Source organism: Chryseobacterium sp. StRB126 (genome assembly GCF_000829375.1).
Taxonomy (GTDB): Bacteria; Bacteroidota; Bacteroidia; order Flavobacteriales; family Weeksellaceae; genus Chryseobacterium.
The window spans coordinates 5,398,036-5,415,751 of sequence record NZ_AP014624.1 but is presented as its reverse complement, the minus strand read 5'-3'; the positions used below and the strand labels follow the sequence as shown (position 1 = coordinate 5,415,751).

The following is a 17,716-nucleotide window of genomic DNA, read 5'->3' as shown; positions in this document are numbered from 1 at the left end:
AAATTAGTCGTTATAGACCGAAGTTTTATAGGCAATGATGGTGTTTTTCATCAACATTGCTCTTGTCATTGGGCCTACTCCTCCAGGAACTGGTGTAATCCAGCTTGCTTTTGCTGCACAGCTGTCAAAATCTACATCACCGGCAAGGTAATATCCTTTTGGAGAATCATCATCTACTCTTGTGATACCAACGTCAACAATTACAGCACCATCCTTAATCATTTCTCCTTTTAAGAAATGTGGATCACCCAAGGCTGTAATAACGATGTCTGCCTTTTTAGTATATTCTTCAATGTCTTTTGTGTATGAGTGGGTAAGAGTCACCGTTGAGTTTCCAGGGAAATCTTTTCTTCCCATTAAGATACTCATTGGTCTTCCTACAATTTTACTTCTTCCGATGATTACACAGTCTTTTCCTTTAGTCTCAATATTATATCTTTCCAATAATGTTAAGATCCCGAAAGGTGTTGCCGGTAAAAAAGTATCCATCTCAAGAGCCATTTTTCCGAAGTTTTCAGGGTGGAATCCGTCCACGTCTTTTCTTGGATCAATAGCATTGATAATTTTCTCCTGGTCAACTTGATCCGGTAAAGGTAACTGAACGATAAAACCATCAACAGCTTTAGATTTATTCAGTTCGTCAATTGTCTCCAATAGTTCAGATTCCGAAACTGTGCTAGGGAACTTGATTAAGCTGGATTGAAATCCTACTTCTTCACAGTCTTTTACTTTAGCATTTACATACGCCTTACTTGCTCCGTTGTTTCCTACAAGAATTGCTACCAAATGAGGTGCTCTTCTCTTGCTTGCAAGGATTTTTTCAACTTCAACTTTAATCTCTGCTTTAATTTCCTTGGATACTTTAAGTCCGTCAAGAATTTCTGCCATTTTTACTTTTTACTTTTATTTAGATTTAGATTTTTTCAAATACTACAATATCCTGAAATTCATCGGCACCTTCCTTTTCTACATCATTTCTCCAGAAACCTCCTTGTATTGTTTTCACTTTCAGACCTGCCTCATGAGTCATTTGATTCAGTAATGGAGCACTCACGGCAATATTGGCAGCGGTTACTTTATCATCCATTAATCTGTAGCCCTCATATTGATGTGGGAAATGCATGCTGCCTCCTTCTTTTTTAGACTCATCATAAAGAAAGAAGGTGGCCAGACATTGTCCGCCGCTTTTTAAAACCCTGCTGATCTCATTCAGGTATTGTCTGATTTCAGGAATCTGCATGTGGGTGAATACAGAAAATAGAAATACTTTATCAAACTGAGCATCATCATAAGGGAAGGTGAAATTTTCCGCTTTCTGGCTGAAAGTATTATACAGATCATTATAAATCGGTGTAAACTTAAAGTTGAAATTCGGATATTTTCTATGAACGTGTTTGTCACACCATTTAATTCCTTTTTCTACTGCATCAAAACCATCATAAGTACCTTTATCTATAAATCCGGACAGGGCAACAGCTGTTCTTCCGATTCCGCAGCCAATATCCAGAACATGGTCTGTGTTTTTAAGGGCGATATGTTTTTTCAGAACATTCATCTGACGGATCCCATGGGGAATAAAATCGCTGCTCCCCACATAAATGTCTCCTTTTTTAGGCTCATTTTTAGCTCTTTTTCCGGTGATCCCTTCATAGAGGTCTATAGGAAAATAATAGAGTTTTCTTCCTAAAAGTCTAAAACCGGGAGGCAGTTTATAATAATATGATCGTAATGCAGACATCTGCTATTTATTTCCTTTATAATAATTAATCAAGCCATTCGTAGAGCTGTCGTGTGAAGTAACAGTCTCGTTGCTTTCAAGCTCTGGTAAGATTTTGTTAGCAAGTACTTTACCTAATTCCACTCCGAACTGATCGAAGCTGAAAATATTCCAGATAACCCCCTGAACGAAGATTTTGTGTTCATACATGGCAATTAGCTGTCCTAATGAAAAAGGAGTTAATTCCTTGAATAATATTGAGTTAGTAGGGGTGTTTCCATGGAAAACCTTAAAGTTTAATAATCTATCTATTTCCTCATCAGATTTTCCAGCATTTCGAAGTTCTTCTTCCACTTCTTCTTCTGTTTTTCCGAAAGCAAGGGCTTCTGTTTGTGCAAAGAAATTGGCTAATAATTTATCCTGATGGTCAGAAACCTTATTAGAGCTTTTAGCATAAGCAATAAAGTCTGCAGGAATCAATTCTGTACCTTGGTGGATCAGTTGATAGAATGCATGCTGTCCATTCGTTCCGGGTTCACCCCAAATGATCGGTCCTGTTTCGTATTCTACAAATTCACCATTTCTATCCACACATTTTCCGTTGCTTTCCATGTCTCCCTGCTGAAGATAAGCTGCAAATCTGTCCAGATATTGGGAGTAGGGAAGAATTGCATAGCTGGTTGCTGCATAGAAGTTACGATACCAGATTCCTAAAAGTCCCATTAATACAGGAACATTTTCTGAAAAATCTTCTGTCTGGAAGTGTTGGTCTGTATCAAAAGCTCCTTTTAAAAGCTGTTCAAAGTTTTCATAGCCTACAGCCAGCACAATGCTTAATCCAATAGCGCTCCAAAGCGAGTATCTTCCGCCTACCCAGTCCCAAAACTCAAAAATGTTCTCCTCTGCAATTCCGAAGTTTTTAACAGCTTCAATATTAGTGGATAGAGCTACGAAATGTTTTGCTACATCTTCCTGTTTTCCAGCTTTAAGGAACCAGTCTTTTGCTGAATTAGCATTCGTCATTGTTTCCTGAGTGGTAAACGTTTTAGAAGCAATAATGAATAGAGTAGTTTCCGGGTTTAAGTTTTTAACAACCTCTGCAATATGATTTCCGTCCACATTGGAAACAAAATGAACATCCAGTCTTGTTTTAAAATGCTTTAAGGCCGAACAAACCATTACAGGCCCCAAATCTGAACCTCCGATTCCGATGTTTACGACATCTGTAATTTCTTTTCCGCTGAAACCTTTGTGTTCTCCTGAAATGATTTTTTCAGAAAAAGCTTTCATGTGATTCAATACTCTTTTAATCTGTGGCTTGATATTTTCACCATCCACAAGAATTTCACGATCGGAAAAATCCCTCAAAGCAGTATGTAAAACTGCTCTTCCTTCCGTTTCGTTGATTTTATCTCCAGAGAACATTTTAGAAATAGCATCTTTTAACTGACATTCTTCTGCCAATTGTAATAAAAGTGCTTTTGTTCTGGAATCAATAAGGTTTTTAGAATAATCGAAAAGGTAGTTATCCTTTTGTAGAGAAAATTCTTCAAAACGGTTTGGGTTGTACTGGAAAAGGCTTCTTAGTTCAAGATCGTTAGATGCAAAATGTTCGTCAAGGGCTTTCCAGCTGTTGGTTTGTATAGGGTTTATTTTTGATAGCATGTTGTTGAGAATTTATAATTCAGAAAATAATGTACCGGATCAAAATCTTTATAAATCCATAGCGATTTATTTCTGATCTGCAAATTTAAGGAAAAATAAAACCTCAAATAAATTTGAAGATGATAAATAACAATTTTTTAAATAACAAAACCTCAGAAATGATCTGAGGTTTACTTTTTATGGGTTTAAAAATGCTCTTTTGAATGTTATTCGTCCATTTCATTCAGAATGTTTTCCAATTGTTTAGCCTGGCGTCCATAAATATACTTTGTCCATAAAATAATGCTTATTACAACAAAAAGGGTTCCTATCAAAACAGTCAGAATTAAAGAATACTGATGAGCGTTGGTGAGTTCAGATAATGTCTTCCCTTTTTCTTCCAAAGTATTATAGATTGTCAGTACAATAGTGAGCAGGAAGTGGGGCAGGAGTAAAAATCCGAATGACTGGTATCTTTCCATATTCAACCTAAGCTCATGGAAAATTTTCCAAAGACTGCTCTTGGTGTTTCCTGTGTAGAGTTCCGTTTGCTTATAGAACTTATAAAATCCATAAAGATAATAGGTTGATATAACAACCATCAGGGTGTAGGATATATAATAAATAAGATATTGAGAAGCAGAAAAATTAAACTGAAGAGGGAAAAATCCGATAAGAATAATCGCCAGAACCTGTGCCGGGAATTCTTTTTTCATGTTTTTTTGGATTTTTTCAATAGGGTGCTTACTTTCCTTTAATTGTTCTATAGTGTCCGGAATATGAACATTGCTGTCTTCATTATTCCACTGTTCTTTTAATTGATCAAAATTCATAACCTGATTTTTTTATGATTTGCTGTATTTTTTCTTTTGTTCTGTTGAGTTTTACACGGGCATTGCCTTCGCTAAGCCCGAGGTTGTTTCCAATTTCTTTATGTGACATTCCTTCCATGAAATAAAATATAACAGCCTTTTCCAAAGCATTTAATTCCTGAACGGCACGATAGAAAATTTCCAGTTGTCTATCCTTTGTAGGATTGTAATCTTCCTGTTGCACTTCAAAATGATGGGGCGAGTCTGTATGGTTTTTTGCTCTCTGTTTTTCTTTCTTTAAATAAGTAATAGCAGTATTGATGGCAACACGATACATCCAGGTAGAAAATTCACTATTTCCTTTAAAATTTTGATAAGATTTCCACAACTGGATAAGGATTTCCTGCTGAAGGTCTTCCCGGTCTTCTAAGGAATCTGCATAGATCCGGGAAGCTTTGTATAAAATGCCTTTGTGCTGATTAACAAGCTTTAAAAAGGCTGTTTCAGTGGGATTACTCACAATAGTTTTATGGTTGGTTATTGTTATAGGCTATGTACGGGTTTTACTGTATATCCTTTTGACTGTAAAAGTGGGATAACTCCGTTTTCTCCCATTAAATGGGATCCTCCTACTGCGAAAAATGAACTTCCGGCCCTCATCATTTCTGGAATTATTTCTACCCAGTTTTTATTTCTGTCTGTAAGCATCGCTTTTTCCTGCTTAGCATTCATAAATCTTTCATCCTTAAAAAGAGTGTATAATGACTGAGCATCTTCATTTTTAAAAGCTGCGATCATACTTTTAAATAATGTTTCATATTCTTTACCTAATTTTAACTGGGCAATGGTAGCTTTGAGATCATAAGCATTATTGATTGATTTCATCTGATCATTTACTTTCTCCAAACCTTTGATATTCTTTTTTCCTTTAATAGCATTCTGAAGAAGCTCGATCTCATACATCTTCATTTCAGTTTGAGGACATGGGATCGCTTTCATACTAAGAAGTGCGTAAAGAGCCTGAGGACTGGAGTTATTTGTTTTTTCCAGATTTGTCCCATAATCTGCAAGAATTTTATCCAATTCTTTAGCTTCATTGGGTGAAAGCTGATCGGATATTTTCTTATCGTTCTGATACATTTTTTGTAAGTCAGTCATTTCGCTGGGATCTGTATAATTGATTTCCATGACAAAGTTTTCTGATTTATCTAGTGCTTTCAGTACTTTAGGTTTTATTTCAAAATCTTTACTGCATAAGATATGAAAAGTTCCGGTAATATAAGAGGGTTTAGAAAGTCCGTTTCCGGATATTTCCCAAAGCAGGCTGTTTTCATTTCCTGTGTTCTTATTCTGTGCAGTTGCTGTTGTGAAATGTATTGACAGTAATGCTGCGAATCCAAGTTTTATTAAATTTTTCATAGTATTTATTTTTTGATTTTCTTTTCTTTTAAACAGTAGGTAAGGGGTGGGTGACAATCGTTACAGTTTTTTTTAAAAAAAATAAAAACCTCCTGAAAACAGGAGGCTGTAAAATCTAAAATTATGATGATAACCCATAGGTTAGGAGTTCTGTTCCGAAGGTTTAGGAAGTTCAGGCCTTTTTGCTTTTCTTTTTCTTAACAAATAAACCACTCCGGCTGCAATTAATACAATGGGCCAGATATTGATAAGACCTACGATTATTCTCTGAATCAGATAAAACCCATAAACAAAACCGTCTTTTGCATCATATATAAAGTTGTATTTATATTTATTATCAATGCTGTCTGTATTGGTTACAGCAATTTCAGCAATGCGCAGTTTTGGCTCTTTGATGTAGATGTCAATTGTGCTGTATTTCAGGTTGTCGGCCATACTCATGGTATTCAGTTTTTGAAGATTTCCTTCAGACATATTATTGTCATCTAAGGATACTTTGTCTTTGTTGGTTTTTATCTTGTCAATATTTTCTGAAGTCTTTTGGTTTCTTTTCGCTTCCAGTTCAGAATATTTAATATTAGCAGTAACATCTTCCGCATTGATGGTTCTCGAATTAAGAAATAACTTGTTGGTATTGATGAACGTTAGAAATTCACCAAGTTTTTCAGTGGGTACACGCACCTGCATTGTGTTTTCAGTCTTGTACTTTTTGATGAGCATGGCTTCAGTGTCAGAAGTATTGTAAGTGTCTTCATAAACAACATTGCTCTGAAGATTGCTTTTGGTAACAAAACCTCCAAGATCCTGTGCCGATTTTTCAATCGCAATTGTAGCATTGTAAACATCCTTTACTTCCATGTTGACATCTGCCGTTTTGATGAATTTTTTATCCTTAACTTCCATGCTGGCAACGGATGAAACACTGTCTGCTACAACGGCAGCAGAATCTGTTGATGCTTCATAGTCTTTAAGTTCGCTGCTGGTAGCTTCTACTTTTTTACATGAATAAATTCCCAGTAAAAGAACAGCAGATAATGATAATGTAATGTAATTCGTTTTCATAGCGTAAGATTTTTGAGGTTTTGCTTGAGTCAAAGTTCAGTCAGGATTTTTTGTAATTCTTGAAAATGGGAAGTAAAAAACTTGTAAAGAGAATATTCTCGTTTAACGATTTGAATATTAATGTTTTGTAAAATAAGTGGTGAGTTGATTGTTTGCTTTCGGAGTAATTTTTGCTTATCTTTTTACAAACCAAAATCACAATATATCATTATGTCAAATACCTTTTCTAAAATCAGAAATGCAATAGGGCTATTTACGTCCATAGATTTTGAGCAGCTAAGTGCTATTTCACAAAAAGTAGATTTGCCCAAATTGATGCATAATTTTTCAAAGCTTGATGATAAACAACTCTCAGGGCTCATGAAAATGCTTGATCCTGATAAGAAAAAGAAAGAACTTCCTCCCATTGATGGTGATTTTTATGATATCTACCATACTTTATCTCCTGAACAGCGGGAAATCCAGCTGAAAGTAAAAGCCTTTATGGAGAAAGAAATAAAACCTTTGGTCAACCATTACTGGCTTAGAGATGAATTCCCTTTTGAATTGATTCCAAAATTTCAAAAGCTGGATATTTGCGGAGTAACCTATGAAGGATATGGCTGTCCGGGAATGCCTTTTCTGATGGAAGGGGTTATTGCTATGGAAATGGCAAGAATTGATGCCTCTATTGCTACCTTTTTTGGAGTGCAGTCAGGATTAGCAATGGGTTCTATCTATATCTGTGGTTCAGAAGAACAAAAACAGAAATGGCTTCCGCAGATGCAGAAGTTTGAAAAAATAGGAGCCTTTGGACTTACCGAGCCGGAAGTAGGCTCCGGAGCTGCGGGCGGACTTACCGTTACTTGTAAGAAAACGGATGAAGGCTGGGTTTTAAACGGTCAGAAAAAATGGATAGGAAACGCCACCTTTGCAGATCTTGTTATTATCTGGGCAAGAGATTTAGATAGCGGTGAAGTAAAAGGATTTATTGTTGAAAAAGACAATCCGGGATATTCTGTAGAGAAAATCAAAGGAAAAATGGCTTTGAGAATAGTCCAGAACGGATTAATTACCCTTAAAGACTGTCTGGTTACAGAAGAAAACCGCCTGCAGAACGCTAATTCATTTAAAGATACAGGAAAAGTGCTGAGAATGACAAGGGCAGGAGTAGCCTGGATGGCAACCGGATGTGCAAGAGGAGCTTATGAAAGCGCTTTGGCATATACCCGAACAAGAGAACAGTTTGGAAAACCGATTGCTTCCTTTCAGATGATTCAGGGGCATTTGGTGGAAATGTTATCCAATCTTACTGCTATGCAGACTATGGTTTTCAGGTTGTCTGAAATGCAGGATGAGGGGATTTTAAAGGATGAACATGCTTCATTGGCTAAGGTTTTCTGTACATTAAGAACCCGGGATATTGTTTCCAGAGCGAGAGAAGTGATGGGCGGAAATGGTATTCTTCTGGAATATGATGTTGCCCGTTTTGTCGCAGATGCCGAAGCTATTTATTCTTATGAAGGAACAAAAGAAATTAACTCGCTCATTGTAGGACGATCAATTACCGGATTTAGCGCTTTTATATAATGGAAGATAGCAGATGATGTTTGATGTCATCTGCTATCTTTGAAGTTCTAATTGCTATCCAACCAGATTTTTATATTTCTCTCGGTTATCAATTAATATCCAGATATTAATCAGAAATAGAATGCCGGAAATACAAATACCAGTGGTGGAGGGATCTCTGTATACGTTATGAATCAAAATTCCTGTTAAAACTGGCAGAATAATGATGGCTCCTAATGCTCTTGTTTTTGGAAAGATAAATAAAAGGCCGCCAATTACTTCTACAGTTCCTACGAGTGGCAATAGCCATCCTATTTCTCCAAATGCTGCGTATATTTTCATTTGTGCATCGGTGAGTGGAGGAACCGGGTTGTAATGAAAGAACTTGTCTAATCCCGCATTAATAAACATAACCCCAAATAAAATACAGATGATAAATTTGATGATTTTCATAATAAATATTTTATATCAAATGTAGAATAAAAATACAATTCTAATGTGATTTTTTTAATGAAAGGTTATATTGGTTGGGTTAATGGTAGGTTAATGCGAACTTTTGCATCGTTTTATTATTTATATTTGAAAACAAACTAAACTAATAATATTATGTTGAAAAATCTTAAAAAACTAAATCGAACAAACTTAAGAGAAATCCAGGGTGGAGTTGGTATTGGAAAATGTGATATTGGCCCTATAGGATGCCCATGTAAAATTCCACCTGGTGATCCTTGTTTAGGAGGTACTGGTGGTGGAGGGCAGGACTATGGATACTGTCCGGATATACAGTCTAATATTCTTTGTACAGAAACCTGTCCAAATGGAATGCACCCATATTGCGCTTTACCATAAATCGAATAATACAACGGCTGTCCTGTTTAAGGGCAGCCGTTTTTATTGAGATTGATTTTTTTATTACTCATCACTCATAATATCAGTCCATTTCTTTCAAAGTGATATTTTTTGAAATCTTATAGCTTTTCTTCTTTTTGTTAGGTTTTTCTTCTTCTCCAAGTAGTTTTCCCCAAGGTCTTAAATCTTCAACTTTTTCGCAGATAATCTTAATAATGGCAATGGCGGGAATACAAAGGAACATTCCGGCAATTCCCCAAAGGTGTTCTCCTAAAAGAATGCCTATGAAAGAAAATAAAGCATTGATTTTCACTCTGGAACCTACAACAAATGGAAGTACAATATTTCCATCTATGGCATGAATGCCAATATATCCGATGGCTACATAAATACATGTTGAAGGGCTGCCAGTAGCAAATGCGATAAAACAGGAGATCAGTAGCGATGTGAAAATACCCAAATAGGGAATTACATTTAATAACCCTGTTAAAACCGCTAAAAGGATAGCATATTTTACGCCTAAAACGGTAAGTACAATAGAGGTTAGGATAGATACAATAATAACCTGAAGACAAAGTCCGAAGATGTATTTCTTGGTCATGATACGAATTTCATTCACAGCATCTTGAACCCTTGATTTATGTCTTTCTTTAAATACAGTAATAATAAAGTTATTCAACAGTCTTCTGTAATTTAAGATAAAGATGAAAAATAGAGTAAAGAATATGATAAACCCAAATCCTGTTGAAAAAATCCCGAATGTAAAACCTAAAATGGCACCGGAAGAAGATAAAAGCTTATTCAGTGCCTGGTTGATGTAATCTACCTGCTCATCTACCTTTACATTGAAAGTTTTGGAAACCCAATGTTGGGCATTGTTAAAAACGGTAGTAAGCTGCTCTCTCAGATGAGGAAGATCCTTGCTGAAATCAGATAGCTGATTGGTGAAAAAGTAAATGATTCCTGCTAAAATTATCAACATAATGAATACGGAAGTCATTGTTGATACAGATCTCGGAAATCTTAGTGTTTTTTCCATAAAAGTGGCTGCCGGTAAAAACAGCATAGCCATCAGGAATGCAAAGAAAAAAGGGGCTAAAATGGTCTGGCCCAATGCTAAAAGATACCCGATCCCAATAATCGAGATAACAACAAGGGTAAGTTTAACAAGGAAAGGAAGTCTAAGAAAATTCATAATCTAAAATCTGCAGTAAGGAATAAAAATAAGAAAAACCCATCGAACTTAAGAGTTTTTTATTCAAACAGTGTGGATTTTTATTTCTGCATATCAAAATTCACTCTTAAAATCACCTGTAAAAACAGAAACACGCCCTGAATTTCAGAACGTGTTTCTTATTGAGAAGTTAATATGTAAATAAGTTGTTTTTATTTTTCAATGGCAATGTCTATGACTTCTTCCATTCTGTTAACGTAGTGTACTTTCAGATTCTTTAAATAATCCTTCTTAATCTCTTCTACATCTTTTCTATTGGCTTCACAAAGAATAACATCCTTTACTCCTGCTCTGGTTGCAGCAAGAAGTTTTTCCTTGATTCCTCCTACAGGAAGTACTTTTCCTCTTAAAGTAATCTCTCCTGTCATGGCAAGGTGAGGTTTGATCTTTTTATTTTTAAAAGAAGAAACCATTGAGGTCAACATAGCAATACCGGCAGATGGTCCATCTTTTGGCGTAGCCCCTTCAGGAACGTGAACGTGGATGTTTTTCTTGTCCAGATCTTCCTGAGGAATTCCCAATTCATTATGTTTAGCCTTAATGTATTCTAATGCAATAGTAGCAGATTCTTTCATAACAGTTCCCAGATTTCCGGTCATCGTTAACGCTCCTTTTCCATTGCTTAGGATGCTTTCAATATATAAAATGTCACCCCCTACACTTGTCCAGGCAAGACCTGTTACTACACCTGGGGCATCTGTAATTTCAGATAAACTTTTCGGTCTTGGAACTCCAAGAATTTCATCTACTTTTTCCAATGAAATCTTTGGATCATATTCTTTTACCAAAGCAGTTTGTAATGCTACCCATCTTGCAACAGAAGCAATTCTTTTTTCTAGGGTTCTTACGCCGCTTTCAGAAGTATGTGCCTCAATAATATGTTTAAGTTCAGCATTTCCAAGTTTGAAAGATTTGGCATCCAAACCGTTCTCTTCCTGCTGTTTTTTGATTAAGTGCCGTTTTGCAATCTCAATTTTTTCTTCCAGAGTGTATCCTGCGATCTGAATAATTTCCGTTCTGTCCAAAAGTGGAGTCTGAATGGTTGAAAGAGAGTTTGCTGTGGCAATAAACATTACTTTCGACAGATCATATCCCATTTCAAGGAAGTTGTCGTAGAACGCTTTATTTTGTTCAGGATCAAGAACTTCTAAAAGTGCAGAGCTTGGGTCTCCGTGAAGTCCCTGTCCAATTTTGTCAATCTCATCCAAAACAATTACCGGATTTGAGGTTCCCGCCTTTTTAATAGACTGAAGAATTCTTCCAGCCATTGCACCAATATAAGTCTTTCTGTGTCCACGGATTTCACTTTCATCATGAAGACCTCCTAAAGATAATCTTACGTATTTTCTGCCTAAAGCATCCGCAATAGATTTTCCTAGGGAAGTTTTACCTACTCCCGGAGGTCCCACCAACAATAGAATGGGGGATTTCATGTTGTTTTTCAATTTTAAAACAGCCATGTGTTCCAGAATTCTTTTCTTAATATCTTCAAGTCCGAAATGGGCTTTATCTAATACTTTTTCAGCCTTAGCAATGTCAAAAATATCTTTGGTGTAAGTTTCCCATGGAAGATCTGTGAAGAAATCCAGATAATTTCTCTGTACATTATAGTCCGGAGAATTAGGATTCTGTCTTTGTAATCTTCCAATTTCCTTCAGGAAGTGATCCTCAACTTCCTGGTTCCATTTTTTTGTTTTCGCCTTAGCGATAAGATCTGCAACATCACTCTCCGGTCCACCGCCTAATTCTTCCTGGATTGTTCTGATCTGTTGGTTTAGAAAATATTCTCTTTGCTGCTTATCAAGATCTTTTGAGGTTTTCTGGTGGATCTGATTTCTCAATTCCAGTTTTCTGAAGTCCTCATGCATCATTTCATAGCATTTATTAGCTCTTTCCATCATGCTTTTTTCTTCAAGCAGTCTTTGCTTTTCCAAAGACGGGAAGCTGGCATTGGTACAGATGAAATTCAGCAGATCATCGTTGTTGTTAATGTTTTTGATCGCAAAATTGGCCGCATTCGGAATGTTAGGATCCAGCTCAATAATTTTTAAAGCAAGATCTTTGATGTTTTCCAACAAAGCTTCATATTCCTCCTGATTTTTGGGTTTATTATCCTTCAGTTTGGTTATTTCAGCTCTGAAATAAGGTTGGTTTTCAACGATTCTCTTGATTTTAAATCTATGGAAACCTTTGGTGATAGCAGTAATGTTACCTTCAGGAAGTTTTATAATCTTAATAATCTTTGCTAGTGTACCGGTTGTATAGATATCCTTTTCGGTAGGTTGCTCAAGATCAGAATTCTTCTGGCTTACAATTCCGATGAAATCTCCGTTTTTCTGCGCTTCCTCAAGGAGTTGTATAGAGGTTTTTCTTCCTGCAGTAATAGGAATTACCACATTAGGGAACATAACCATATTTCTTACCGGAAGTATTGGGAATATTTTCTGTTCGGAATTTTTTTCAGTCTCCCCAAAATCGGAAAGATTGATTTCTTCAGTAACGATATCAAAACCGTCGCCGATCATTTCTTCTAAACTTATATCTTCAAATTCTGTCATAATGGAAAGAATGACAAATTGTCATTTTCGTATTTAATCGTTAAATGGATTTTTTATAATAAGCGCTGAAAACGTGTGCTATATTATAATGTTCTAGATTGCACAATACTTATGCCATTTGTTTTTTGCTAAAAAATATGGTCAAAATTTCCTTTTTTAGATAATCTTTAGGAATTAAAATGAAAATAAAGAACTTCTGCTTCTCTAATTTCTTAAAAATGTGTATTTTCGCAAACTGATAAAAAACTATAATTTATAAAATGGCAATTTTAGGACAGATTAGGAGTAAGCCTTGGCTTTTAATGGGAGTAATAGCCTTAGCGCTTTTGGCGTTCTTGGTGAACCCAGATAGTATCGACAAGGTTTTTGGTAAGAATCCTGACGTTTTAGGAAAAGTAAACGGTGAGAAAATCACCCGCGAAGAGTTTAATGATCAACTTTTCGTGCTGCAACAACAGGCTGAACAACAAGGTCGTCCAAAGAATGGTCTTGAAGAGCAGGCTTGGCAGTTACTTGTTCAATCTAAACTTATCAAGCAACAGTTTGAGAAATTGGGCTTTGAAATGACTGATGATTATTTCTGGAATCAAATCCAGTATGATCAGATGTTCGCTCAAAATCAACAGTTTTTTGATGAGAAAGGGAACTTTAAAACTCAAGACCTTAAAAAAGAAATTGAAACATTAAAGAACACTAATCCTCAGGGATATGCTCAATGGTTGAAAACTAGAAAATCAATCGAGTATAGACTGATGGCAAGACAGGTGTTTACCAATATTTCAGCAGGGATTACTACCGGTAAGAAAGAAGCTGAAGAATTGATGAAAGAAAGAGATCAGCTTGCTGACATCGACTTTGTAAAGGTAGACTATGCAGCTTACCTTCAAAAAACAAAGATCAATGTTACTACGGAAGATCTTGCGAACTACATCAAGCAGCACCCGGTAATGTTCAAAGCTGAGCCTAGCAGAAACTTAGGTATTGTGTTTTTCCCTTCTAAGCCAAGTGCAGCAGATGATGCAGCCGCTTTAAAGGAAATTACAAAATTATACTCAGGAGGGACAGATGCTAGTGGAGGTACTGAAAATTTCCAGAATACAAAGAATGACTCTATGTTTGTAATGGCAAACTCAGATTCACCTTTCAATCCTCAGTATGTTAAGCCTACACAATTGCCTGCTACGATACAAGGTCAGATCGCAACAGCTGCGGTGGGACAGACATTTGGTCCATATAAAGAACAAAATTTCTATGTAGTTTCTAAGCTGGTAGGTAAGAAGACTTCAGATTCTACATTGTCAAGACATATTCTGATTGCTTTCAAAGGAAGCCCGGCAGGAGAAGGAGTATCTAGATCTAAAGAGCAGGCTAAGAAATTAGCAGACTCTATCGGAGCTATCGTAAAAGCAACGCCGGCTAAATTTACAGAATTCCTTAAGCTTTCAAATGATCCAAACTCTGCTGCACAAGGGGGTAGCCTTGGATGGACAACTCCGGAAACACCTTTTGTTCCTGAGTTCCTTACTTATCTTGCCAACAATCCTAAAGGAGCAACAGGGGTTGTGGAAACTCAGTTTGGTTACCACATCATCAATATTGAAGATAAAAAATCTGGATCAATGGGGTATAAGGTGGCTAATCTTGTAAAAGAAATCAAGCCTTCAGATGCTACAGAAGCTGAAACAGATAAAAACGCTAGAAAATTCATTCAGCAGGTTCAAGGGAAATCTTTCAACGATTTCGTGAATATTGCTAAGAAAGGAAACTTCCAGTTCACTAATCCTAAAACGGCGAAGAGATTTGAAGGACAACTTCAGGGATTAGGTACTGAAAAAGATGGTGAAATCCTTACTTGGGCTTTTGATAAGAAAAGATCTAAAGGAGATACAGAATTATTCAATGTAGAGGGAACAGGAGACAAAATTGTTGTATTCATGAACGGAAAACAAGAAGCTGGTCTTGCTGATCCTGAATCTGTAAGAGATCAGATTGAAGTGATTGTTAAAAACAAATTGGCTGCAAAACAAATTTCTGATAAAATTGCAGGAGCGAAAGCTTCAGGTTTAGATCAGATTGCTGCATTGTTTGCTACTACAAAACAAACTGCTCAGGTGAACCTATTAAACCCTTCAGTTAATGGAGCTATGGAACCTAAAGTTGCCGGTGCAGCGTTTGGCGTTGCAAAAGGTAAACTTTCTAACCCCGTTGAAGGAGGAACAGGTGTTTATGTACTGATTAAAAAATCAGAGACTGTAAACAAACAGCCAGGTGATATTAAGCAATTTACAGAGTCTATTTCTCAAAGAAATGCAGGAATGTTCGGACAGGCTTGGTTGAAAAGTCTTCAGGATAATGCAGATATCCAGGACTACAGAATCGAGATCTGGAACAAGCTGGGAAATCAGCAACAATAAGAGATTAAATATCTATCAATATAAAAGCGACAATTTTTTTGTCGCTTTTTTTTTGTATTTAACGCAGAATAATAAAGGAAAAGATTTATTTAAAATGTATTATATTTGCTTATTAGAAAAAAATTAGCAAGTGAAGTTCAGTAAAGAATTAAAAGCGGGTGTGATTGCACTTCTAGCTATCGTAGGCTTTGTGGTGTTGTTTCAATTTATGAAAGGGAAGAGCCTTTTTACTACCGACAATATCTTTTACGCAAAATATGACAATGTAGAAGGCCTTGCGCAGTCTTCAGCAGTCTCTATTAATGGTCTTAAAGTAGGCCAGGTTGATAAGATCATTCCTCAAACAGCAAAGGATGGTAAAATCAGTTTTGTTGTAAAAATTACAGTTGATAACAAGTTCGAATTTTCAAAAAACTCATCACTGGAAATTTTCGAACCGGGATTAATGTCCGGTAAAGAAATGAGAGTAAATCTGGTTTATGGTGGAGTTACAGCAAAAGATGGAGACACTTTGAAAGGAGCTTTCAAACTGGGAATGATGGGGAGTTTGTCTTCTCAGGTAGGCCCGGTAAAAGATCAGTTACAGGTTGTTTTACATAGAGTAGACTCTTTAATGGCGAATGCCAACCTGCTTGTAGATGCTCAGAACAGAGCAGAAATCAAAGCGTTATTATCTAACCTTAATAAGACAGTAGGAGCATTGGAAACAACGGCAGGAAGTGTAAACAGCCTTGTCGGTCATAATGATCCTAAACTACAGAAAGTATTGGACGATGCGAGCCTTACTATGCAGAGTGGTAAAGTAACATTGGATAAATACGGAAATCTTGCACAAAGTATCGATACGAAGCAATTAAATGCAACAATTGCTAATCTGGATGCTACTGTAGGAAAACTGAATCAGGTAATTGGCGGAATAGACAAAGGAGAGGGAAGCTTAGGAAAGCTGATGAAGGATGATAAATTATACAACAACCTGAATTCAGCATCTTCTAACTTGAATTCATTGATTGAAGATATGAAAGCGAACCCTAAGAGATACATCAATTTCTCAGTTTTCGGTAAAAATAATAAAGACTAATACGCCTTATGCAGTACATCGATAACATTATTTTCCTGATTTTATTAGTGGCCGGATTTGGACTGTTTGCCAAAAGCCTGCTGAAGATCTATAGAAATATCAGACTTGGTCACGAGATCAACAGAAACGATAGAAAATCTGAACGCTGGAGTACCATGGCTAGAGTAGCTATGGGACAAAGCAAGATGGTGAAACGTCCTGTTGCCGGTATTTTACACCTTTTCGTGTACGTTGGTTTTGTTATTATCAATATAGAACTTATTGAAATTATTGTTGATGGACTGTTTGGAACACATCGTTTCCTGGCTTCAGTTTTTGGAAACGGATTCTATAGTTTCTTTACAGCGACATTAGAAATTCTTGCTCTTCTTGTTGTGATAGGAGTGGTGGTGTTTTTCATCAGAAGAAACTTTTATGGAGTGAAGAGATTAACCATGAAAGAACTTTTCGGATGGCCAAAACATGATGCTAACTGGATTCTTATTATTGAGTTTGCTTTAATGATGGCTTTCTTTAAAATGAACGCTGCCGATTGGGTACTGCAACAAAGAGGGGTGATGCCTGTACTGGGCAGCTTCCCGATCAGTTCAACTATTCTTGGACCTGTTTTTACTAATTTCGGAGACGGATTTTTACATTTTACAGAAAAAGGGGCCTGGTGGTTCCACTTTGTAGGAATTTTGTTCTTCATGAATTATCTGTATTATTCAAAACATTTACACATTATTTTAGCCTTCCCAAGTACTTGGTATGCTAATCTTGATAAAAAAGGAAAATTCAACAACCTTGATTCTGTAACTAAAGAGATCAAGCTGATGATGGATCCTAATGCAGATCCTTATGCTGCACCAGCAGAAGGAGCTGAAGCAGATGCCCCTTCCAAATTTGGAGCTGAAGATATTTTTGATCTTAATCAGGTGCAATTGCTGAATGCGTATTCATGTACAGAATGCGGACGTTGTACTTCTGTTTGTCCTGCCAATATTACAGGCAAAAAACTATCTCCGAGATTAATCTTAATGAAGACAAGAGACAGATTGGAAGAAGTAGGAAGAAACATTGATAAAAACGGAAAATTTGTAGACGACGGCAAAAAGCTGTTGAATGACTATATCACTAAGGAAGAACTTTGGGCTTGTACTACATGTAATGCATGTACGGATGCTTGTCCGGTATTGTTGGATCCGCTTTCTATTATCTTCGAAATGAGAAGATTCCTGGTAATGGAACAGTCAGCTGCTCCACAGGAATTGAATCTGATGATGACAAATGTGGAGAACAATGCTGCTCCTTGGCAGTATAACCAGGCAGACCGTCTGAATTGGGCCAATGATTAATAAATGTACCAATGTATCAATTTAAAAATTTACCAATAGAT

15 protein-coding genes are annotated in these 17,716 nt (G+C 36.5%); 5 read left to right on the top strand and 10 right to left on the bottom strand.

Annotated features, from left to right (window positions below; translation table 11 throughout):
- Positions 1-3: 3 nt before the first annotated feature.
- The 7 genes from CHSO_RS24395 to CHSO_RS24365 all read right to left on the bottom strand — a co-directional run bounded on the left by CHSO_RS24395 (position 4) and on the right by CHSO_RS24365 (position 6,654).
- Positions 4-888 carry a bifunctional 5,10-methylenetetrahydrofolate dehydrogenase/5,10-methenyltetrahydrofolate cyclohydrolase gene (locus tag CHSO_RS24395; RefSeq protein ID WP_045501463.1) on the bottom strand — a complete coding sequence of 295 codons (885 nt, stop codon included), beginning with the start codon at positions 886-888 and terminating at the stop codon, positions 4-6.
- Positions 889-913: 25 nt separating this feature from the next.
- Positions 914-1,738, bottom strand: coding sequence for a class I SAM-dependent methyltransferase (locus CHSO_RS25240; protein WP_052480717.1), 825 nt, complete (start codon positions 1,736-1,738; stop codon positions 914-916).
- Positions 1,739-1,741: 3 nt separating this feature from the next.
- Entirely contained in the window at positions 1,742-3,382 is a 1,641-nt protein-coding gene (pgi, locus tag CHSO_RS24385; RefSeq protein ID WP_045501461.1) for a glucose-6-phosphate isomerase, read from the bottom strand.
- 206 nt (positions 3,383-3,588) lie between these two features.
- Positions 3,589-4,194 carry a hypothetical protein gene (locus tag CHSO_RS24380; RefSeq protein ID WP_045501459.1) on the bottom strand — a complete coding sequence of 202 codons (606 nt, stop codon included), beginning with the start codon at positions 4,192-4,194 and terminating at the stop codon, positions 3,589-3,591.
- On the bottom strand, positions 4,184-4,618 hold the full coding sequence (locus tag CHSO_RS24375) for an RNA polymerase sigma factor (RefSeq protein WP_410493413.1): 435 nt from the start codon (positions 4,616-4,618) through the stop codon (positions 4,184-4,186). Before CHSO_RS24375 ends, CHSO_RS24380 begins: the two co-directional genes overlap by 11 nt.
- Positions 4,619-4,716: 98 nt before the next feature.
- The gene (locus tag CHSO_RS24370) at positions 4,717-5,592 is read right to left on the bottom strand and encodes a TraB/GumN family protein (protein ID WP_052480716.1); all 876 of its coding nucleotides are present in this window, start codon (positions 5,590-5,592) and stop codon (positions 4,717-4,719) included.
- 141 nt (positions 5,593-5,733) lie between these two features.
- The gene (locus CHSO_RS24365; RefSeq protein WP_045501455.1) at positions 5,734-6,654 is read right to left on the bottom strand and encodes a DUF4349 domain-containing protein; all 921 of its coding nucleotides are present in this window, start codon (positions 6,652-6,654) and stop codon (positions 5,734-5,736) included.
- A 210-nt stretch (positions 6,655-6,864) separates the two neighbouring features.
- Here CHSO_RS24365 and CHSO_RS24360 point away from each other — a divergent pair, with 210 nt between their 5' ends.
- A complete protein-coding gene (locus CHSO_RS24360; RefSeq protein ID WP_045501453.1) occupies positions 6,865-8,223 on the top strand; it encodes an acyl-CoA dehydrogenase family protein in 1,359 nt (452 codons plus the stop codon).
- Between the two features lie 54 nt (positions 8,224-8,277).
- On the opposite strand, the gene CHSO_RS24355 is transcribed toward CHSO_RS24360, so the two are convergent.
- Entirely contained in the window at positions 8,278-8,655 is a 378-nt protein-coding gene (locus tag CHSO_RS24355; RefSeq protein ID WP_045501451.1) for a MauE/DoxX family redox-associated membrane protein, read from the bottom strand.
- A 153-nt stretch (positions 8,656-8,808) separates the two neighbouring features.
- On the opposite strand from CHSO_RS24355, the gene CHSO_RS24350 reads away from it, so the two are divergent.
- Positions 8,809-9,051, top strand: a complete 243-nt coding sequence (locus CHSO_RS24350) for a bacteriocin-like protein (protein WP_045501449.1) — start codon at positions 8,809-8,811, stop codon at positions 9,049-9,051.
- Between the two features lie 82 nt (positions 9,052-9,133).
- Here the strand turns inward: CHSO_RS24350 and CHSO_RS24345 are convergent, their stop codons facing one another.
- Positions 9,134-10,246: an AI-2E family transporter gene (locus CHSO_RS24345; RefSeq protein WP_045501447.1), complete on the bottom strand. Its 1,113-nt coding sequence runs from the start codon at positions 10,244-10,246 to the stop codon at positions 9,134-9,136.
- A 191-nt stretch (positions 10,247-10,437) separates the two neighbouring features.
- Entirely contained in the window at positions 10,438-12,843 is a 2,406-nt protein-coding gene (gene lon, locus CHSO_RS24340) for an endopeptidase La (RefSeq protein ID WP_045501445.1), read from the bottom strand.
- Between the two features lie 260 nt (positions 12,844-13,103).
- Here lon and CHSO_RS24335 point away from each other — a divergent pair, with 260 nt between their 5' ends.
- From CHSO_RS24335 to CHSO_RS24325, 3 genes are all read left to right on the top strand, one after another.
- On the top strand, positions 13,104-15,257 hold the full coding sequence (locus tag CHSO_RS24335; protein WP_045501443.1) for a peptidylprolyl isomerase: 2,154 nt from the start codon (positions 13,104-13,106) through the stop codon (positions 15,255-15,257).
- 130 nt (positions 15,258-15,387) lie between these two features.
- Positions 15,388-16,338 carry an MlaD family protein gene (locus CHSO_RS24330; RefSeq protein ID WP_045501441.1) on the top strand — a complete coding sequence of 317 codons (951 nt, stop codon included), beginning with the start codon at positions 15,388-15,390 and terminating at the stop codon, positions 16,336-16,338.
- Positions 16,339-16,346: 8 nt separating this feature from the next.
- Positions 16,347-17,675, top strand: a complete 1,329-nt coding sequence (locus CHSO_RS24325; protein WP_045501439.1) for a (Fe-S)-binding protein — start codon at positions 16,347-16,349, stop codon at positions 17,673-17,675.
- Positions 17,676-17,716 lie beyond the last annotated feature (41 nt).